Annotated in this window: 12 protein-coding genes and 1 riboswitch; of the genes, 3 read left to right on the plus strand and 9 right to left on the minus strand. The window is 65.1% G+C overall.

The window, feature by feature from the left end; genetic code table 11:
- The first annotated feature begins 325 nt into the window (after nucleotides 1–325).
- Complete coding sequence (locus I2H31_RS25460) at nucleotides 326–5,776, plus strand: beta strand repeat-containing protein (RefSeq protein WP_196292333.1); 5,451 nt, start codon at nucleotides 326–328, stop codon at nucleotides 5,774–5,776.
- A 79-nt stretch (nucleotides 5,777–5,855) separates the two neighbouring features.
- Here the strand turns inward: I2H31_RS25460 and I2H31_RS07330 are convergent, their stop codons facing one another.
- The 5 genes from I2H31_RS07330 to I2H31_RS07350 form a co-directional block, all read right to left on the minus strand.
- Entirely contained in the window at nucleotides 5,856–7,190 is a 1,335-nt protein-coding gene (locus I2H31_RS07330) for a DUF4419 domain-containing protein (protein WP_196292334.1), read from the minus strand.
- Nucleotides 7,191–7,273: 83 nt separating this feature from the next.
- Nucleotides 7,274–8,008 carry a GAF domain-containing protein gene (locus I2H31_RS07335; RefSeq protein WP_196292335.1) on the minus strand — a complete coding sequence of 245 codons (735 nt, stop codon included), beginning with the start codon at nucleotides 8,006–8,008 and terminating at the stop codon, nucleotides 7,274–7,276.
- Between the two features lie 158 nt (nucleotides 8,009–8,166).
- Nucleotides 8,167–9,180, minus strand: a complete 1,014-nt coding sequence (locus tag I2H31_RS07340) for an SUMF1/EgtB/PvdO family nonheme iron enzyme (protein ID WP_196292336.1) — start codon at nucleotides 9,178–9,180, stop codon at nucleotides 8,167–8,169.
- 282 nt (nucleotides 9,181–9,462) lie between these two features.
- Nucleotides 9,463–10,155 (minus strand): hypothetical protein, encoded by a 693-nt coding sequence (locus tag I2H31_RS07345; RefSeq protein ID WP_196292337.1) that lies wholly within the window; start codon nucleotides 10,153–10,155, stop codon nucleotides 9,463–9,465.
- 193 nt (nucleotides 10,156–10,348) lie between these two features.
- Complete coding sequence (locus I2H31_RS07350) at nucleotides 10,349–11,218, minus strand: right-handed parallel beta-helix repeat-containing protein (RefSeq protein ID WP_196292338.1); 870 nt, start codon at nucleotides 11,216–11,218, stop codon at nucleotides 10,349–10,351.
- A 264-nt stretch (nucleotides 11,219–11,482) separates the two neighbouring features.
- Here I2H31_RS07350 and I2H31_RS25465 point away from each other — a divergent pair, with 264 nt between their 5' ends.
- Nucleotides 11,483–11,968: a hypothetical protein gene (locus I2H31_RS25465; protein ID WP_196292339.1), complete on the plus strand. Its 486-nt coding sequence runs from the start codon at nucleotides 11,483–11,485 to the stop codon at nucleotides 11,966–11,968.
- Nucleotides 11,969–12,121: 153 nt separating this feature from the next.
- Here I2H31_RS25465 and I2H31_RS07360 read toward each other — a convergent pair whose 3' ends face one another.
- The 4 genes from I2H31_RS07360 to I2H31_RS07375 all read right to left on the minus strand — a co-directional run bounded on the left by I2H31_RS07360 (nucleotide 12,122) and on the right by I2H31_RS07375 (nucleotide 18,533).
- On the minus strand, nucleotides 12,122–13,570 hold the full coding sequence (locus I2H31_RS07360; RefSeq protein ID WP_196292340.1) for an amino acid permease: 1,449 nt from the start codon (nucleotides 13,568–13,570) through the stop codon (nucleotides 12,122–12,124).
- Nucleotides 13,571–13,770: 200 nt separating this feature from the next.
- Nucleotides 13,771–14,790, minus strand: coding sequence for an LLM class flavin-dependent oxidoreductase (locus I2H31_RS07365; RefSeq protein ID WP_196292341.1), 1,020 nt, complete (start codon nucleotides 14,788–14,790; stop codon nucleotides 13,771–13,773).
- A gap of 139 nt (nucleotides 14,791–14,929) precedes the next feature.
- Nucleotides 14,930–15,925, minus strand: coding sequence for an ATP-grasp domain-containing protein (locus I2H31_RS07370; RefSeq protein ID WP_196292342.1), 996 nt, complete (start codon nucleotides 15,923–15,925; stop codon nucleotides 14,930–14,932).
- A gap of 437 nt (nucleotides 15,926–16,362) precedes the next feature.
- Nucleotides 16,363–16,477: riboswitch (SAM riboswitch) on the minus strand.
- Nucleotides 16,478–16,568: 91 nt separating this feature from the next.
- Nucleotides 16,569–18,533: a TonB-dependent receptor plug domain-containing protein gene (locus tag I2H31_RS07375; protein WP_196292343.1), complete on the minus strand. Its 1,965-nt coding sequence runs from the start codon at nucleotides 18,531–18,533 to the stop codon at nucleotides 16,569–16,571.
- 214 nt (nucleotides 18,534–18,747) lie between these two features.
- On the opposite strand from I2H31_RS07375, the gene I2H31_RS07380 reads away from it, so the two are divergent.
- Nucleotides 18,748–21,225: a M1 family aminopeptidase gene (locus I2H31_RS07380; RefSeq protein ID WP_196292344.1), complete on the plus strand. Its 2,478-nt coding sequence runs from the start codon at nucleotides 18,748–18,750 to the stop codon at nucleotides 21,223–21,225.
- The last annotated feature ends 41 nt before the right edge of the window (nucleotides 21,226–21,266 follow it).

A 21,266-nucleotide genomic window follows, 5' to 3' on the forward strand; every position in this document is an offset into this window, starting at 1 on the left:
GAATCGGGGACGCGGATTGATTTCGGCGCGAAGAATCAACAAAGGTAACCGTAGAAAAGGTCGGTTTTCGCACCCAAAGCCGCGGGCGCGCCCGGGCCACGCGCGGCCCGGGCGGCGGGCAGCTGGGGCGGGCCCGGTGCCGCGGGTGGCTTTGGCCTGACTTATTTCAATGCTATGTATGAATTAACTCTGGTTCATGCTTAGCTTTCCGCAAGCGAATGCCGGCCTTGCTTCATCTAAGCAACACCTTTTCACCCGGTTATTCCTGCTGGCCTTGCACCGCCCATTTCTCTTTTTACCTAACCAACCCCCTACTTCCCCCCTGATGAAAAAACCCTTTACTCGTTATTCGCGGCTGTTGCTGCTGGCGCTGGCCGGGGCCTTTGCGCGGCCGGCCGCCGCCCAAACCTACACCCCAGTGGCCCTGACCGGCTACAACCACGACGTGATAGCCGAGGGCACCGGGCCCACCACCGCCATGACCACCTACGACGTGGACGGGGCCGTGGGCACGGGCTACGTGTTTGCGAGCGCCAGCTACGTGAACCCGGCCGGCGAAACCCCGGCCGGCAAGGGCATTGTGAACCCGCTGCCCAACAGCGGGCTCATCACCAGCATTGCCTCGGCCACCACCGGCCTCACGTTTCAGCTGGCCGGCTACGCGAGCAACAACGTGCTGCGGGTGCCGGCCACCGGCAACACCGGCACCGGCACGGGCGCCGGCCCGGGGCCCGACCAAGGCACGCTGGGGCTGGCGTCGCCGGTGGCGGCCAGCACGGTGTACGCCCTGGTGACGGGCGGCGGCGGCCCCCTGAGCAGCAACGTGAACGTGACGCTCACCTTCACCGACGGCACCACGCAGGCCTTTACGGGCCTGTCGATTAGCGACTGGTTTTCGGCCGGCACGGCTACGGCGGCGTACCGGGGCTTCGGCCGGGTGGGGCGCACGGCCACCAGCGCCATTGACGCGGCTTCGAGCACCACGCCCCTGCTGTACCAGCTGACGTTTGCGGTGGCGGCGGCCAACGTCAACAAGCCGATTTCGGCCATCACCTTCGGCAAAACCTCGACGGCCACGGGCGTTATCAACGTGTTTGCCGTGTCGGTAATCCCCACGAGCGGGGTGCCGGCCTGCAGCGGCACGCCCACGGCCGGCACGGCCAGCAGCAGCGCCAGCAGCACCTGCCCGGCCGGCTATTTCACGCTGAGCCTCACGGGCAACACCAGCGCCGCCGGCCTCACCTACCAGTGGCAGTACTCGACCGACAACACCACCTGGACCAACCTGCCCACCACCAACGCCACCGGCCCCTACAGCCAGAACGCCAACGCCGTGACCTGCGTGGTGACGGGCCAGCAGGCGGCCAGCACCTCGTACCGCTGCCAGGTGAGCTGCCAGGGCAGCACCGCCACCTCCACGGCGGTAGCGGTGACGCGCAGCCCAGCCGCCAACTGCTACTGCACGCCCCCGGCCCGCTCCAGCAGCACCAGCACCAGCTACGCCAGCGTGTCGGCGGTGAGCCTGCCCGGCGACGGCGGCGTGACGCTGAGCAACGCGCCGGGGGCGCTGACTACGCCCTTTTATACCCTCTACCCCACCAGCACCACCACTACCGCGCTCAGCGTGAATTCCAGCTACACGCTCAGCGTGGGCGTAATTGCTTTCGCCCGCGCCTCGGCCTGGATTGACTTCAACCAGGACGGAGCTTTTGACGCCAGCGAGTTTTTCATTCTGCGCACCAGCGGCGGGGCGGTGTATTCGTCTTCGGCCACTACGCTCACGGCCAGCATTGCGGTGCCGGCTACGGCCGTGGCCGGGCCTACCCGCCTGCGCATTCGCAACGACTACTACAACAACGCGCCGCTCAACACCCCCGAGAACTCGTGCACCCAGACCCAATACGGACAGACGATGGACTACACGGTGAGCATCACGGCCGCGCCCTGCACGGGCGGTCCGACCAGCGTGACGGCGGCGGCTTCGGCTGCGAGCACCTGCCCGGGCAATGCCCTGACCTTGAGCGTGACGGCCGGCAACGCGGGCATCAGCGGCCTGAGCTACCAGTGGCAGAGCAGCCCGGCCGGCGCCAACACCTTCACCAACCTCGGCACTGCCCAGGCCTCGTCCACTTACACGGTGCCTGCCCAGACGGCCGCCACCGACTACCGGGTGCTGGTGAGCTGCACCAGCGGCGGCGCTACCACCACCTCCAACGTGGTGGCGGTAGCGCAAACCCCCTTCCTGAACTGCTACTGCACGCCTACTTACAGCAATGGCGGCGTCAACGAGACGATTACGCGGGTGCGGCTGGATGTGCTCGACAACGCCACCACGGGCAACGCCTCGCCCTACTACCGCGACTACGCTTCGGCCCAGACCGGCAGCGCGGCCACGCTGCAAGTGCCCACGCTCTACGCCGGCACCCCGACGCCGCTGACGCTGAACTTCGGCTCGGACGGCAACCAGTACAACGGCGTCTGGGTTGACTTTAATCAGAACGGGGTATTTGAAACCAGCGAATTCTTCACCTCCGGCACCAATGCGGGGGTCAGCGGCACGGCCACGGTCACCATCACCATTCCGGCCACCGCGGCCGTAGTGGCCGGCCAGACCAAGATGCGCATCCGGGGCGGCGACGACAGCCAACCCACCAGCGCCCAGGCCTGCGGGGCCAGCAACTCCGGCTACGGTGAGGCCGAAGACTACCTCGTGAACATCGTGGCCACGCCCTGCGCTGGCACCCCGCCGGCCCTCACGGCCACGGCTTCGGCCACGAGCGTGTGCGGGGGCAGCAGCTTCACGCTGACGGCCACGGGCCTGGCGCCGGGCACCACGGGCGTCACGTACCAGTGGCAGCGCCGCACGGGCACCAATGCCTTTGCCGACATCATGGGCGCTACCACCAATCCCTACACCGTGGCCAGCCAGACGGCGGCCACCGACTACCGGGTAATTGCTACCTGCGGCAGCGGCAGTGCCACCACGTCGAGCGTCGTGACCGTGGCGCAAAACACGTTCCTGAACTGCTACTGCGCCCCCGTGAGCACGGGCACCAACGAGTACGTGAAGAGCGTGGCCCTGCCCGGCACCCCGGGCTTTGCCAACGCCACCGGCGCCAACTCGACGGGCGGCTACGGCGACTTCACCGCCGACCCGGCCCTGACCACCACCCTGGTGGCCGGCACCACCTACACCGGCAGCACGGGCGTGAACGTGACGGTGCGCTCGAACGCCACCAACTCGCAGGGCGGCCTCTGGATTGACTACGACCACAGCGGCACCTTCGAGGCCAGCGAGTACACGCTGCTGGGCACCTCCAGCCTGACGGCCACCGACGTGACGTTCGCGGGCGTGACGCTGGCCGTGCCCGCCACGGCCCTGGCCGGCCCCACCCGCGCCCGGGTGCGCTGGCGCAACAGCGCCTTCACCGGGGCCGACGCCTGCGTGTCGGGCGCCACGGCCTGGTACGGCGAAACCGAAGACTACCTGGTGAGCATCTGCCTGCCCGCCACGGCCGGCTTCAGCTACGGCAGCGCCAGCTACTGCGTGAGCGGCGCCACCAACCCCGCAGCCACGCTGGCCACCGGCGCCACGGCCGGCACCTTCACCTCAACGGCGGGCCTGACGCTGAACGCCACCACCGGCGCCATCACGCTCAGCAGCAGCACGCCCGGCACCTACACCGTGACCAACACGGTGAGCGGCAGCTGCAACGCCCCGGGCACCACGACGGTTACCATCAACGCCGCGCCCACGGCGGGCTTCAGCTACGGCAGCGCGACGTATTGCGTAAGCGGCACGACCAACCCCACGGCCACCCTGGCTTCTGGGGCTGCGGCGGGCACATTCAGCAGCACCACCGGCCTGACGCTGAATGCCACCACCGGCGCCATCACGCTCGGCAGCAGCACGCCGGGCACCTACACCGTGACCAACACGGTAGCGGCTGCTAACGGCTGCGCAGCGGTGACCAGCACGACCGTCGTTACCATTACGAACGCGCCGACGGCGTCCTTCGCTTTCCCGACGGCCACCACCTGCGCCGGCAGCACCGCCACGCTCACGCCCACGCTCAGCACCGGCGCCATTGCCGGGACCTTCACCTTGCCCGCCGCTACGGGCCTTTCGGTGAATGCCACTACGGGCGCCGTAACCGTGGGCGCCACGGCCGCCGCCGGCACCTACACCGTGACCAACACGGTACCCGCGGCTAATGGGTGCGCCGCCGCCACCAGCACCGCCACCTTCACGCTGACTCCTCAGGCGTCGGCGGCCTTCAGCTACGGCACCGGGCCTTTCTGCACCAGCGGCACCACCGTCCCCACGCCCGTCATCACCGGCGCGGCCGGCGGCACCTTCTCTTCGGCCACGGGCCTGACGCTGAATGCCACGACTGGTGCTATTACCCTCGCCAGCAGCACGCCAGGAACCTACACCGTAACGTATACAGTGGCAACCACTGCCACTCAGTGCGGTGCGGCATCCACTTATTCTGTGACCATTACGGCCCCTGCCACGGCAGCCTTCAGCTACCCCACGGCCACGACCTGCGCCGGCAGCAGCGCCACGCTTACGCCCACGCTCGGCACCGGCGCCACGGCTGGCACCTTCTCGCTGCCGGCCGCCACGGGCCTCACGGTGAACGCCACGACGGGCGTGGTGACGGTAGGCGCCACGGCCCCGGCCGGCACCTACACCGTGACCAATACCGTGGCCGCTTCGGGCGGCTGCGCGGCCGTGACCGGCACGAGCACCTTCACGCTCACGGCGCCCGCCACGTCTACCTTCACCTACCCGGCCCCGGCGTTTTGCCTGAGCGGCATCGTGCCGCCCACGCCCACCGTCACGGGCACGGCGGGGGGCACGTTCTCGGCGGCCCCGGCGGGCCTGGTGCTGAATGCCAGCACCGGCGTCATCAACCTGGGCAGCAGCACGGCCGGCACCTACACCGTCACTTACGCGGTGAGCGGCACTTGCGGCAGCAGCAGCACGGCCACCGTGACCATTACCACGGCGGCCACGGCGGGCTTTAGCTACCCCACGCCGGCCCTGGGCACGGCTTGCGCGGGCAGCACCGGCAGCTTCACGCCCACCCTCACGGGCGTGGCGGGCACGTTCTCGGTGGCCCCGGCGGGGCTCACGGTGAACGCCACCACGGGCGCCATCAGCCTCACGGGCGCGCCGGCCGGCACCTACACCATCACCAACTCGGTGGCGGCGGGCGGCGGCTGCGCGGCGGTGAGCAGCACGGCTACCTTCACGGTGAACGCGCGCCCGGCCACGCCCACCATCACGGCTACTTACAACGGTACGACCACTACGCTCACGTCGAGCACGACGACCGGCAACCAGTGGTACCTGGGCCAGGGCGCCGTGACCGGCGCCACCGGCCAGACGCTGGTGCTGACGGGCCTGCCCGCCCAGCTCGGTTCCTATACCGTGACGACGACCAACGCCACCGGCTGCACTTCACTGCCCTCCAACCCGCTGGTGGTGACCTCGGCCAAGAACAGCCTGGCCGGCACTTCGCTCACCGTGTACCCCAACCCCACGCCCGACGGCCGCCTCACCCTGGAGCTGAGCGGCTACCGCGAGGCGGTGGCCCTCACGGTGCTCAACGCCCTGGGGCAGCGCGTGTACGAAGGCACGGTGACGGGCAACGGCCTCACGCAGCAGCAAACCCTCAACCTGAGCGCGCTGCCCAGCGGCATGTACACGCTGCAGGCCCGCACGGCCAGCGGCAGCGTGGAAGTGCGCCGCGTGGTGCGCGAATAGCGCCGGGATGAACCCACTGCTTTTCCACAAAAAAGGCCGGCCGCGACATGCGGCCGGCCTTTTTGTTGGGGCGGGCGGCTTAGCGCGGGGCGCCGTTGATGTAGACGGTGGTGTTAGGAAACCGGGCAACCAGGCGCTGGGCCTCGGCCGGCGCGATGGTGCCCGTGAGCCAGAGCGTGCCGATGCTGATGCGCGTGAGCTCGTCGGGCACCACGATGTCTTTCAGAAAATTGAGGTGCAGCTTGTCGATGCGCTTCAGGGCGTAAATGTCTTCGGGCACGACGCTGACGTGGCTGATGGACAGGTCCTCGATTTCCGTGGTGTTGCGGAACTCGGAATGGCTGGCGTTGAAATGCTCTTTGTTGACCACGGCCCAGGCGATTTCGGGGCGCAGGGCGTAGGAGGCGCGGTCTTGCCGCAGGCCCACAAAGCCGGCCCAGAACTCCATCTTGTACGTTTTGCGCGCGGGCTCGTCTTTCAGGATGAAGGGCACTTTCACCAGTTCGGGGGCCAAGGTGCCGATGTGCTTGATGGGCTTGAACTGGGTGCGCTGGCCCTTGTTGGTGAAGGGGTAAAACTTCACTATCCAGCCGTCGATGGTGGTGGGCGAGCCGTACTTCTTCTCGGTGTGGGCCTTCACCATGTTCATCCAAAACTGCTTGCGGCCGTGCCCTTTCGCGGTGCTGATGAACTCGCGCAGGATGGGCTCCAGCTCCGACGTCCACCAGCCCAGCTGGTAGCGCGAGAGGTACTGGGTTTTGCGCAGCACTTTTTCCCAGTCTTCGGGCGTGCCTTCCAGCGTCACGCGCGGAATGCCGCAGCCCAGGATGATGACTTCGTACTCAAAGTACGACTTCACCGCTTCCATGACGGTGATTTGGCTGGCCACGCGCGTGACGGGCGTGGTGGTGCTGAAGTCGCAGGTGAGCGCCGCGGTCAGGTCCGGGCCGGCGTAGTCGGCAATCTGGGCGTTGAACTGCGGAAACACCTGCTCCCAGTGGCTGGCCGGGTTGCCCACCTGAATGTCGGTCACGGCCACAATTAACTTCTTTTTGCCTTCAAAGCCCACCAGCTCGTGTTGCAGCAGGGCCGCGTTGGTGGCCACGTGCCGCGCAAAGCCCTGGCTGATGAGCAGCCACACCATGTCGGGCGACAGCACCACGGGGCGGTGCTCCTTGTAGGCCGTCAGGAAGCCCGTCAGCACGGGGTTGTCGCCGAAATAGGCGAGGCTGTCGGGCAGCGGCGACGTCTTTTCCACGTCGGCCCGCCAAGCGCCCACTACTTGCTGGGCCGAGAGCTGAAAGACGTGGTTTTTGGGCTTGGGCAGCGTTTCAATCTCGAAGGTGACGCCGGGTTGGGCGCGGCCCGCGAGGGAGGCCAGTAGCAGCAGGCAGAGGGCAAAGGCGGTTTTCATAAGCGGCCGGAAGGTACTGCTTCCGTCGATGCCGAACCGGCGCGTTCTGCACACGGCGCGGCTGGCCCACGGGCCGGCCGCCCCTACTGCCCCAGGCGCCGGAGCGTGGCCTGCAGCTCCTGCTGGATGAGGCGGGTGATGTGGGCGGCCTCGTCGAGGCTGGACTGCTGGTAGGCGCGGGCTTCTTCGCTGTCGGGGGTTTCCCACTGGCTTAGCCCGGCGAGGGTGTCGATGCGGTCGAGCGACTGGCTGACGTGCTCGTCGAGCACGGTGCGCAGCTGGGCCAGCAGGGCGGGGTTGTCGGACTGGGCGGCGCGCAGGTCGAGCAGGCTCATGGCCACCTCGGCGAGGTTGTGGAGCAGGGTGCGCTCGGGCATGGAGAAGGGACGGGCCTGGCGGTCCATCACGCAGAGGGCGCCGATGGGCATGCCGGCGGCCGTGCGCAGGGCGCAGCCGGCGTAGAACTGCAGGTTGAAGTTCTGGGCGGCGGCGTCGGTGGTGAGGTGGCAGGGGCGCTGCAGCAGGTCCTCAAACAGGGTGATGCCGTCTTGCAGGATGGCCACCGCGCAGAGGCTGTCGGCGCGGGGCACGGCGGCCACGCCGGGCAGGCCGGCGTTGCCGAGGAAGTGCACGTCTTCGGCCTGCACCAGCGAGAGCAGCGCCACCGGCACGTTGAAGAGCCGCGCCACAATGGCCACCAGGGTGTCGAACGCCTCGCTGCCGGTCACGCTCCGCACGTGGTAGCGGCGCAGGGCCGCCAGGCGCTGGGGCTCGTAGGCCGGGATGAGCTCGGGGTGGTACTGGGCGGTGGAGTTCATGGCGGAATAGGCGACCGGCGAGGGAACAGGAAGGGGAAATTTTACCGCAACATAGTGCAATTGGAGCGGGGGCCCACGGCGGTAGGCGGCGAGTGGCGGGGTTTGGCCCGCGAATGGTTGGGCTTACCCGGTTAACGGAATGGCCAATGCCGGGCGGTTTATTTCACTGGAGCCTTCCGGCGCAGCTCCACCACGCAAGCACACCGAAACCCGAGCCACTCGCGTGGTCCGTCGTATGGGAAACCCGTTTTCAGGGTGAACTCCAGAACGGAATGCTCAAACGAGCCGCCTTTGGCAACGCCAGGCGTGGCAGTTAATTCGGCTGCGTTGCCAATCATGTTGAACAGCCCAAAGCCGTTGGGTGGATGGGCATAGAGGTACTGCGGAAAGGCTCCACCGCCATATCTTCCATTAAACAAATCCGTTGCTTGTTGGGAGTTGCAGCGAAAGGGGGCCATTGTGCGCCCCACATAAGCTTTTTCAAGAAGGGTGAATTCCATCTTAAAAATGGGTTCATCAGCGGGCTGGGCTCCGGCGATACGGGGCAGGCACTTATCAAAATCGTTGCTCTTCCGCAGCAATTGGTGCTTGTAGCGCGCAGTGCCCGGCGTGGGCGGGCGCAACACGCCAAAAGGCGCCTTAATCGGGTCGAGGCCACCGGCGGCGGCGGCTTCCCATTCGGCTATGGTAGGCAAGCGGTAGGTGACGCGTACCTCATATTGCGCCAACAGTTTCTTGTGTTTCTTTTTGAACTCCGCCGATTGCAGATATCCCCGTTGCACCGTCGCCGTGCGCCAACGGCAGTAGTTTACCGCCTGCTCGTAGCTGATGCCAACCACCGGGAAGTAGTAAAAATCCCGATACCCGTAATAGTAATATGGGTTCGCGTTAAGGGTATCATGCCGGGCATAGAGCCACCGGCGCAAGCGGATGGTATCGGGCTGCTGCGACTGATAGAAGGCTTCAGAAGAGTCTTTTTTCAACGCATGCAAATACTCCAGCCAATGGATGTTGGCCACTTCTGCTTCGTCCATGAACAAGCTGTCCTGCACCGGCACCACGCCGGGCGCATTCACGGAGCGTAGCAACTCCCGCCGGGCCTGGGCTGCACTTGGGGTAAGGCCACCCAGCTGTAACAATGAGGCAAGCATAAAAACCAGGAGTAGCTTCATGCTTCAAAATAACAACCCGGAACTCCGCAATAGCGTCTTCCCCGCCGGCGAGCCCACTCCGGAGCTCCGCAACGCCCATTTGCAGCCGGCGAAGCCCACTCCGGAGCTCCGCAACGCCCGTTTTCGTCTGGCGGAGCCCGTTGCGGAGCTCCGCGACGGCCGTTTCCACGCGGCGGAGCCTATTCCGGAGCTCCGGAGTGGGCAAATTGGCACGAAAAAGCCCGTTGCGGAGCTCGGCAACGGGCTTTTCGGCAAAAACAGCTTTTTACGCGCCTTCCGGTACTAAGCCGCGGGCAGTTTGGCTTTCTTGCCGCCGCCCGTATCGGCGTTGCTGAAATCGAAATACGCGGCGGCGCGCCGGGGCTGCTCGGCGTATTCCAGCAGCAGGGCGAGGTAGGCGCGAAACAGGGCCAGGCAGGTGGCTTCGCGGCCGTCGTGCAGGTCGAGGCGCTGGGTGTCGGTGGTTTTGGCGGCGCCGTCGGTGCGCTTGAGGGCTTCGCTGAGGACTTCCAGCAGGCCGCGGCCCTCCGTGCGCAGGGGCGAAGTGAAGACGGTGGGGCGGGCGTCGAGGGCGTCGAGGAAGGCCGCGAAGGCGTCTTCGACCTCGGTTTGGGCGGCTTTGGTGAGGGCGGGGCGGCCCTGGGGGAAGATGGCCTTCAGGTCGGCGCTGCCCTCGTCGTAGGTGGGGTTGATGACTTTGCGCTCCAGCCGCTTCACGTAGGCCTTGAAATCGGCCAGGGCCTGGCCCAGGGTGATGGTGGCGGCCTGCCCGGCGCCGGACAGCTGCCCGGCGTGGGTGGCGCGGTAGTTGGCCAGGGCCTTGCCGAGGGCTTTGGCCGGGGCCGCGAAGGCGTCGTTGTCGTCCTGCTCCAGGGCTTGCAGGGTGAAGGCGGCCATGTCGGCAAACTGGTCGCGGTTGAGGCGCAGGTTGAGGAAGAAATTCTCGAACCGGGCGGCGTACTTGGGCTGGGCCATGCGGTAGACGGGGGGGGGGGTTGGTGCAACGGGCCGGGCGCCTTGCCCGGCCGGGCGGTAAGGTAGCGGAATAATCCGGCATTGGGCCCCCGCCCCGGCCCGGCCCTTACGCCAAAAAGCAGGACGCCCCTCGCGAAGCGTCCTGCCCGATGCGGTGTGTGCCAACCGGCCCGGTTTGGCGCGGCGCCCGCGCCTAGTAGATGCGGTAGAACAAGGTTTTGCCGTTGCCCGAGCCGCCGCTGCCGGTGGTGGTGATGTGGCCGGTGTTGCCGTTGCCGTCGTAGCCGCTGGCCTTGTTGTTGCTCGAGGTGCAGCCCGTGACGGTGTGGGCCACGTTCTGGCCCGCGCTGCCCAGCTTGAAGCCGTTGCCATCGCCGCTGCCGCCAAAGCCGTTGTTGGTGGCCGTGCAGTTGGTGATTTTCACGGTGGAGGGCTGGCCGTAGAGGTCCCAGCCGTCGTCGGAGTTGTGGTTGGCGGTGCAGTGGTCGAACTTGTTGTTGGCCCCGGCCGAGAGCTTGCAGGCGAAGCCGTCGGCGTTTTCGCCGCCGTTGGCCACGTCGTAGTTTTCGGTGGAGGTGCAGTAGGTGATGTTGCAGTCGTGGGCGCCGTTGTACACCTGCAGGCCGGAGTCTTTGTTGGCCGTGGTGGTCACGTTGTTGGCGTAGTTGTAGCCGCCCAGCTGAAACACCAGGCCGCAGTCGGGCGCGTTCTTGATGGTCATGTTGGTGATGTTCCAGTAGCTGCCGTTCACCTTCACGCCCCAGCCCGAGGCGATGCCCGAGCAGTTGAGGGTGCCGCCGGTGAAGTTGATTTTGGCGCTGGCCGTGCCGCTGCGCAGCAGCTGCAGGGTGCTGGTGAGGTTGATGGTGCCGCTCACGGTGATGACGTCGCCGGGGTTGGCGGCGGCAATGGCGTTTTTCAGGGCCGTTTCGGTGGTCACGGTCACGCTGGCGTTGGCCGAAGCGGGCGCCGCGGCGGGGGCGTCGGCCGCGGCGGGGTCGTTGCGTTTGGAGCAGGCCGTCAGCGACGCGCCCAGGAGTAGAAGAGCAAAAAGTTTGTTCATGGCATGGTGGGTTTTGGGAAGTAACGGTGGGTACTGAAAGCCGCTTTCCAAACGGCCGGCTGGAGCCCCAAACGTAGACGCTTTGGTACAGGCCACAAGGCGTTTAGCCGCATTAAACTGCGCAATCGATGCCGGCATCGATACCGGCATCGATTGCATAGCAATAGCTCGATTTTTGCTGATTCTGCGCCGCCCGCCGGTGTGGTAGCGCCGCAACGCGCCCCCGGCCCCGCCGTAGAACCCGCACACCTTCCCCGCATCCTCATGGCCCGTACCGTCGTCGGCTTATTCAACCGCGCTTCCGAAGCCCAGGCTGCCGCCGAGCAGTTGCTGGCCGCCGGCTTCCCCGGCAGCGCCCTCCACCTCGCCACCTCCGCTACCCTGCGCGCCGAACACCTCCCCGCTCCCACCGCCGATGCCCCCGACGCGCACATAGAACCAATGGGCACCGGCTTCATCCGCTTCTTCACCGACCTCTTCGCCGGCAACGAAAACGCGGCCGATGATGCCCAGGCCCACGCCACCGCCACCCACGCCGACAGCGCCGTGCTCACCGTGCGCGCCGCCACCGAGGACGAAGCCAACCGTGCCCGCCAAACCCTGGACGCCGCCGCCGCCGTGGACGTGTACAAGCAAGCCGCGCCATCTGCTCCCGCGGGCGCGGCCGATGACGTGGTGGACCTGGAAGGCAGCCTCGGCCGCGTGCGCGACAGCGACGAGTTGGATGCGAACGGGCTGACCACGCATTAGCAGTTAAGGGTTAGGAGTTGGGGGGCGTCTGTCATCCTGAGCGCAGCGAAGGACCTTCTCACGCGAGAACGAATTGCATAAATTCATTTTCCGCAAACGTGAGAAGGTCCTTCGCTGCGCTCAGGATGACAGACGCCCCCCAACTCTTAACCCTTAACCACCCTCCTGTGCCAGCCGCAGCTTGCTGTGCTTGCGCCCGTAGCCGTAGTAAATGGCCAGGCCCAGCGCCAGCCACACGAGGAGCCGCAGCCACGTTTCCCAGGGCAGCGAGGCCATCATCACGAGGCACACCACGATGCCCAGGATGGGCACCACCGGCACCCACGGCGTGCGGAACGAGCGCGGCGCGTCGGGGTTGGTCCGGCGCATCATCATCACGCCCAGGCACACCATCACGAAGGCCAGCAGCGTGCCAATGCTCGTCATTTCGCCCACCACCGAGATGGGCACGAAGCCCGCAAACAGCGCAATGAACGAGCCCAGCAGCAGCGTCGACTGCGCCGGCGTGTTGAAGCGCGGGTGCAGGCGCGAGAACACCGGCGGCAGCAGCCCGTCCTTCGACATGGAGAAAAACACCCGCGACTGCCCCAGCAAATCGACCAGAATAACCGAGGTGTAGCCCACGAGAATGGCCAGAATCACGGCCGAGCTGAGCCAGGCGTAGGGCGTTTTCTCAATGGCCACGGCCACCGGCGCGGCGTTGTTCTTGAACTCGGTGTAGTTGGCCAGGCCCGTGAGCACGTGCCCAAACAGCACGAACAACACCGTGCACACCGCCAGCGAGCCGAGGATGCCCACGGGCATGTTGCGCTGCGGGTTCTTGGTTTCCTGCGCCATGGTGGCCACGATGTCGAAGCCGATAAATACGAAGAAGATGACGCCCGCCCCGCGCAGAATGCCGCTCAGCCCAAACTCGCCAAACGTGCCGGTATTGGCCGGGATGTAGGGTTGGTAATTGGCCGGGTCGATGTACTGCCACCCCAGCGCGATGAACACCAGCACCACCGCCACCTTCAGCGCCACCACCAGCGCGTTGAACCACGCCGAGCCCTTGGTGCCCCGCGTCACGATGGCCGTAATGGCCAGCACGATGAGCATGGCCGGCACGTTCACGAAGCCTGACACCGTGCTGCCATCAGCCAGCTTCGCACTTTCAAACGGCGACATCACCAGCCGCGCCGGGATGTGCAGCCCGTACTTCCCCAGAAACTTGATGAGGTACTGCGACCAGCTAATGGCCACCGTGGCGGCGCCCACCGAATATTCCAGCACCAAATCCCAGCCAATAATCCAGGCGAACAGCTCGCCCATGGTGGCGTAAGAATACGTGTAGGCCGAGCCCGACACGGGCACCAGCGCCGCAAATTCGGCGTAGCACAGCGCCGAGAAGGCGCAGCCCACGGCCGCCACCACAAAGGAAAGTGTCACGGCCGGCCCGGCGTTGTTGGCCGCCGCAATGCCCGTGAGCGAAAACAAGCCCGCCCCGATGATAACGCCGATGCCAATGGCAATCAGGCTGACGCCGTTGAGGCTACGTTTGAGGGTATTCGCCCCCGTTTCGGCCGCTTCAGCGCGCAGCAGGTCTAATGATTTTTTAAGCATGAACTGTTTGGGCACCCCGGTTGGGGTGCCTTGAAATGAAGCAGTATTGCGCTAACTGCGAAAAGAACAGCGGTGATAATACCGTCATGTCGAGCTTGTCGAGACATCTCGCGTGCTGAAGTAATCACACCCGATTGAATTACTTGCTGCACGCGAGATGTCTCGACAAGCTCGACATGACCGTTCTACTGATTGACGCTCTACGCCAGCACCCGAATAACCGACTCCGAGAACCGCTCCATCTCCTCCAGTTGCGGGCTGGCTTGCAGCAGGAAGAAGTCGACCCCCACCTGCCCGAACGCGCCGATGCGGTCCTGAATCTGGGCGGGCGTGCCCGTCAGGCCCGTGCGCAGGCCGCGGTTCGACACCGAGTAATCCTGCAGCGACACCTGCTGCTCCAGCTGCGTGCCGGCCAGCCACTGCTGGTAGTTGCCGTAGCCCGAGGCCGAGGCCTGCACGTTGGTGATGCGGTCGAGCTCGCGCTTCACGGCCTGCTCGGTTTCGCGCACCACCGTGTAGCCGGCCACGCCAAATTTCATCGGCGGCAGGCCTTTCTGCTCGCGGCGGCGGCGCATGTCGGCAATGCGCGCCCCAATTTGCTCGGGCGAGTCGCCGTGCATCACGTAGCCGTCGCACTGGCTCGAAATGAGGTCCTTGGCCGCTTCCGACTCGCCGCCCGCGTACAGGAACGGGGCCTTGGCGGGCTTGGGCTGCAAGATGTTATCCGCCACCTGGTAGTACTTGCCCTCGTAGCTGAAATGGTCCTGCTTCCACAGATTGGTCACCACGTCGAGCCACTCTTTGGTGCGGGCGTACCGGTCGTCGTGCTGCTCGAAGTGCAGGCCATACTTGGTAGCCTCATCGCGCCACCAGCTCGACACCACGTTCAGCGACAGGCGGCCCGGCGCAATCAAGTCGATGTTGGCGGCTTGCTTGGCCAGCAGCGCGGGGTTGTGGAAAGTGGGGCGCACGGCCACCATGATTTCCAGCTGCTCGGTGACGGCGGCCAGCGCGGCGGCCGTGCTCCAGGCTTCCAGCGAGGGCGCTTCGGTGCCCTTGATGTCGTTCAAGTACAGCTCCGCAATCAGCGTGAGGTCGTAGCCCCAGGCCTCGCTGCGCTGCGCCAGCTGCTTCACGTAGCTCCAGTCGGTGGGCATGTGCTCGTCTTCCACGTTGCGCAGCCAGCCCCCGAAAATGGGCATCCAATATCCGAATTTCATAGCGGTTTTTCTGATGAAAGACCGTCAGCTAGCGCGCAGCGAAGCATCCTCACCAAGTGAGTATTCTTCGCTGCAACGAAGCGGCAAGAATGCCTCGCTGCGCGCCGCGTCGACGGCCAATTTATTTCTGATGAGCAGCTTAAACAGCGGCCAGCTCCCGTTGCGCGGTGGCCGCCGCAGTAGCGGGCAGCTGCGATTCCAGATAATCCACAAACCGCGCGTAGGGGTCAAACCCCACCACGTTCACGGCATCGGCCACGAAGTTGGACAGGGCGTTGATGTCGTAGAACAGCACGTCGCCGGTGCGGTCGTCGATGAGGTATTCGATGCCGCCCACGTCGATTTTGGCGGCGGCCACGATGCGCTCCACGGCGGCCACCACCTCAGCCGGCGGCGTGAAGGCTTCCACCTGAATGCCTTTTTTCGGTGCCTCCGTCAGGCAAAACTCGGCCGACTGCTCTTCCGGAATCTGGCAGATTTCGGCCGGGCACAGGTTGAAGCTTTCGCCGGTGGTGTACACCTTCATGGCGTAGAGAAACTTACCATCCAGCGTTTCGACGCGGTGGATGTGGCCACCGCGGGGCGTCACGTATTCCTGCACCAGCGCGGTCTGGTCGATGCCGAGGTCAATCTGGTTGGCGTCCACGGCGGCCTGCAGGCCTTCCAGCGTGTCGAAGCGGATGATGCCCGCGCCGCTGCCGCCGATGTTCACCTTCACCACCACCGGAAAGCGCAGCTCGCGGGCCGCGTCCACCGCCCGGGAGGCGTGGTTGATGACGCGCGAGGCCGGGTATTTCAGCCCCAGTGACTCAAACAGCGAGAGCTGCCGGGCCTTGTTCGTCTCGATGGCCGTGGCCGCCGAGCCGTTGATGATGCGCGTGCCGATGCGCTCCAGGTGCGTGGCGTAGCCGGCCGTGTGGAAGATGCCCTGCCCGTGCCCGCGCAGGTAGGCCGAGGAACTCATCCGGTTCACCACCAGCGAGTAGCGGCTTTCTTTTTCGGAAGGGTTGAAGAGGTGATGCGCGGCGTCGATTTTCTCGTAGGGCAGCCCGCGCCGGTCCAGTTCGGCGAAGAGCGGCTTGAACCATTCGGGGTGCTCGAAGTAGATGCCAATGGGCTTTTGCAAGTGCGACATAAGGTAAAAAAGAAGGGGGATGATGCGGTGAAAAGGCCCGGGCGGCGCTTCGATGCGCCAGTGCCGGCGAACCCGGAAAAATGAGATAAAGCCCTGCTATGGGTTCTGAAGCGCCTAAAATCTGCTGAGTTGCCGCCGGGCCACGACGCTCAGAAACCGCAGCAGACGCAAGCACAAGCCGCCAAATGAGCGCACGGCACAAAGCCGCATCCCTCAAAGGCCAGAGCAGGCAACAACCCAAAAAATTTAGAACGCCAGCGCCGCGAAGCATTCCGCTTCCGCTCGCGCCGACCTACCCGCGGTGTTTCACCCGGGGCAGGTTAGGCCAGGCAACAACAGCAACAACACGCCATGCCAGTCCGCGGCATGGCAGCCAGACGGGCACTAAAAGCAGCGAGAAAAACGGGTTGGTTGTTGGAGGCTTCCACGGCAACTTGTTTTTATATGGTCAGGAATTAGCTTCGCTGACCTTCGGTTGGCACCGTTTCAGGAGTATCCTGAATGGTTGCCGGCGCGTCGTCGAGCCTGTCTCTCAGCGCCTCTGTATAAAAACAATCCTTTGGGGGAAAGAATTGATACGGCAAAGATACAGCAAGGCCTCTCGATTTGTTCAAACCGAGGGGCCTTGCTGCCGAAAAACGGCCTACTTGCGCAGGGCCAGCCGCAGGCCGCCCATCAGCCAGCGGGTGGGCATCTGGGCGCCCAGCAAGTCGGCGTAGTGCTCGTTAAATAGGTTCTGAACCTGCCCGGTGAGCCACAGCCGCTGCGGCAGTAAAGCCACTTCCAGCCGGGCATTGAACACCACGTACTCGGCGTTTTGCACGCGGTTGATGGCCGCCACGGCATTGGCATCGCGCTGCTTCCACAAGCCGCTGAGGCTGCCATTGAAGCGGTTGGCAGTGAGGCTGAGCGTGCCCGAAACCACCTGCCGGGCTATGTTGGCCAGGTATTGCGAGGCGAGGTTTTCGGCATTGCTTACCTTCACCAGTGTGTAGCCCACGCTGCCGTCCAGGCGGGTTTTGGCCGTGAACTGACGCTGGTAGGTCAGCTCCGTTTCCAGGCCGCGGGTGGTCACGTCGAACAGGTTTTGGGCAAAGCGGTAGGTGGCAGCGGGGTTGAGGTTGGCAAGGCCGCTGGCTTCGATGACTTGCGCGCCGGGCGTGGGCACGTAGTCAATCTGGTTGCTGCCCTTGCGCAGGAAGCCGGTTACTTTGGCCGTGAGCCCGGGCAGCGGGCGGTAGTCGGCGCCCAGCTCATAGTTCATCGTGCGCTCGGCTTGCAGGGCGGCATTGCCCACGTTGAAGCCATTGGGCACGACGCCGGGCCGGCCGTTGGCGTTGTAGCGCTCGGTGAAATCGGGCGCCCGGATGGCGCGGCCCACGGCGCCGCGCACGGTCAGTTCCGTTCCCAGCTGCTGGCTCACATTGAGTTGGGGCACCACTTCGGTGCCGTAGGCCTGGTCGTGGTCGAGGCGCAGGCCGCCGGTGAGGGCCAGGCCGGCCGTGGGCGTGAGGGCCACCACGCCGAAAACGGCGTAGTGCCACTGGTCGTGGTTGCCGCGGTCGTTGCTCAGCACCGCGCGGTGGTCGGCCTGGGTGCCCAAAGTAGCGCGCAGCTTGTCCGAAAACTGCTGCTGGTGGCTGAGCAGCACGTTGGTGTAGTGCGTGAGGTGGTCGCTGGCCACCGAAGTGGGCGTGTAGAGGTAGTAATCGGTGCCGCGGCTGGTCGAAACCTGGGCTTCGGTGCGGGCGCGCTCGGTGGGCTGGTAGCGCAGCTGGCCCTGGTACCAGTCCTTGTTGGTGGTTTCGCGCGAGAGGTCGCCAATGGCCGTGGTGTAGAAATACTGGGCGCTGTAGTCGCGGCGGTCCAGGCTGGCGCGGGCGGCCACATTCAGCCTGGGCGTGAGGTCGTAGGCCGCCGAGAGCGAGTAGGTTTTCAGGTTCACGTCGCTGCGCGAGGTGCCAGGGTAGTCGCGCAGCTGGCCATCGGTGGTGTTCAGCAGGAGGCCGCCGCCCAGCCGCAGCTTATCGGTGGCCAGGAAGCCGCCGGTGTTGGTGTGCCACAGGTTCCACTCGCCGCGCAGGGTGGTGCTGGCCAGTTCGGCCTCGCGGCGGTGCTCGGAGGCGGCGAAGGTCTTGGTGACGATGTTGATGACGCCGCCCACGGCATCGGGGCCGTAGAGGGCCGCGCCCGCGCCGCGGATGATTTCAATCTGCTCAATCTCGCTGGGCGTGATGGGCAGGTAGGCGCCAAAATGGCCCGTGAGCGGGTCGTTCAGCCGCATGCCGTCGAGCAGGAAAAGCACCTGGTTGAAGGTGCTGCCGCGCATGCTCACGTCGGCCTGCGCCCCAAAGCTGCCGCGGCTCTGAATCTCCAGCGCTGGCAGGCAGCGCAGCAAGTCATCGAGGGAATTGACGGGGTAGCGGGCCACGCTGGCCCCGGAAATGACCGTGACGGCGTGCCCGGTCTGGTTGCCGGGCTGGCTCAGGCGCGAGGCAAAAACCGTGACTTCGCGCAAGCTGCGGGCGCTATCGGCGGCCGTCTGGGCCAGGGCGTTAACCGAGATGAAAGCTAGAAGTAAAGAGGGTGAGTAGCGAGAGAGCCGCATTAAGCAGAAAATTGATGAGGCCGCAAACTTACGGCTGGGAGTAGCGCGGACTGTGTAGTCCGCGTCCCCGGCGGATACCCGAACGATTCCGTCTGAACGGCGCGGGGACGCGGACTACACAGTCCGCGCTACTTTCGTGGCCGGGGCGGGCAACCTCCGCGCCGTTGCCCGGTCCTTCGCGCGAACTCCCATTTTCACTCACCGCCGTTACTTCATGAAACATCTTTCCCTGCTGGGCCTGCTGGGCCTCGTGGCCGCCAGCCCCGCCCAGGCCCAGGCCCCCGCCGCCAAGCCGGAATCGCCCTACCGCGCCTCGGCCACCAAGGTTAACGACCTGGTGCACACCAAGCTCGACGTGCGCTTCGACTACGCCAAGCGCTACCTCTACGGCAAAGAGTGGGTCACGCTCAAGCCCCACGCCTACCCCACCGACTCGCTGCGCCTCGACGCCAAAGGAATGGACATCAAGGCCGTGGCCCTGGTGAGCGGCGGCCAGCAAACCCCGCTCAAGTACAGCTACGCCGATGGCCTGAACCTGCGCATCAACCTGGGCCGCAGCTTCAAGCCGGGCGAAGAATACACCATTTACCTCGACTACACCTCCAAGCCCGACGAGCTGAAAGTGAAAGGCTCGGCCGCCATTACCGACGCCAAGGGCCTGTATTTCATCAACCCCGACTCCGCGGTGGCCGGCAAGCCGGTGCAAATCTGGACGCAGGGCGAGACGGAGGGCTCCTCGGCCTGGTTCCCGACCATCGACCGGCCCAACCAGAAAACCACCGAGGAAATCTCGATGACCGTGCCCGCCAAGTACGTGACGCTGAGCAACGGCAAGCTGGTGAGCAGCACGCCCGCCGGCCCCGGCCTGCGCACCGATACCTGGAAAATGGACCTCCCCCACTCGCCCTATTTGTTTATGATGGCGGTGGGCGACTTCAAAATCTACAAAGACACCTGGCGCGGCAAGGAAGTCAATTATTACCTGGAGCCCAAGTACGCGCCCTTCGCCAAGCAGATTTTCGGCAACACGCCCGACATGCTGGAGTTCTATTCCAACCGCCTCGGCGTGGAGTACCCGTGGAATAAATACGCCCAGATTGTGTGCCGCGACTACGTGAGCGGGGCCATGGAAAACACCACCGCCACCCTGCACGGCGAGCAGGTGCAAATGACGGACCGCGAGCTGCTCGACCGCCAGTACAGCAGCGAGTCGGTGATTGCGCACGAGCTGTTTCACCAGTGGTTCGGCGACTACGTGACGGCCGAAAGCTGGAGCAACATCACCGTGAACGAAACGATGGCCGACTTCTCAGAAGGCCTTTACGCCGAGCACAAGTACGGCAAAGACGCCGCCGACGCCCACTACTACACCTACCTGCGCCGCTACCTGATGAGCCCGCGCGACGCCGCCAAAAACCTCGTGCGCTTCCACTACGACAACCAGGAGGACGTATTCGATTTGGTGAGCTACCAGAAAGGCGGCGCCGTGATGGACATGCTGCGGACGTATCTGGGCGATGACGTCTTCTTCGCCGGCTTGCAGAAATATTTGAAAGACAACGCCCTGGGCAACGGCGAGGCGCACCAGATGCGCTTAGCATTTGAAGCCGTGTCGGGCCAGGATTTAAACTGGTTCTGGAACCAGTGGTACTACTCGCCCGGCCACCCCGTCGTGACCATCGACTACGCGTGGGATGCGGCCAAAAAGGTGCAGTCCGTGACCGTGAAGCAGACTCAGACCGGCCAGACCTTCCAGCTGCCCTTCACCATCGACTACTACGTGGGCGGCAAGGTGATGCACCAGCCCGTGATGATGACCGAGGCCACCCAAACCTTCACCATGCCCCTGGCCGCCAAGCCCGAGCTGGTGAACGTGGACGCCAATAAGAAGCTGCTCTGGAACAAAACCGATAACAAATCGGCCGCCGAGTTTGCCTATCAGTACAGCCACGCCCCCATGTACGTGGACCGTCGCGAGGCCGTGGCCGCCGCTGCGAAAGACCAGACCACCAACGCCGCTTCGCGTGCGGTGCTGCTGGCTGCTCTCAACGACAAGTTCTACGCCATTCGCGGCGCGGCCGCGCAGGCGCTGAAACTGGACGACAAAACCGTGGCCAAAGCCGCCGCGCCCGCACTCCGCAAGCTGGCAGCTAGCGAGAAAAACACGGTGGTGCTGGCCCAGGTGCTTAACTCGTTGGCGCAGCTTAAGGACAAGAAAGACGAGAAGCTGTTCAACCAGAACCTCAACAGCCAGTCATACAGCGTGCAAGCCGCTGCATTGAAAGGCCTGGCCGCCGTGCAGCCCGCCCAGGCCCTGACCCGTGCCAAAGCCCTGGAAAAAGACAGCAACGGCGCCCTGGCCCAGGCCGTGACGCAGGCCTATGCCCAAGGCGGTGGGGTGGCCGAGTGGGCCTACCTGCGCGACAAGTTCGACGCGGGCCGCCCGCAGACGCAATTCGGCATGATGGAATCCATCGGTACGATGGCCGGGCGCCTCAACGACGCCACCGCCATCACGGAAGGCATCACCCGCCTCAAAACCATGGGCGTGAAATACAAGATGTACGGGGCCGACAAACCCGTCATTGAGCAGTTGAAAGCCATTGCCGACAAGCAAGCCAAAGGCCCCAACGCCGCCCTGGCCAAAGAGCAAACCGACAAGGCCATTGCCGAAATCGAAGCCGCCAAGTAAGCCCTGCTTGCTATTCCAGCTCACAAAAAAGCCTGCCGCAC

The organism is Hymenobacter ruricola (assembly GCF_015694525.1).
GTDB lineage: Bacteria > Bacteroidota > Bacteroidia > Cytophagales > Hymenobacteraceae > Hymenobacter > Hymenobacter ruricola.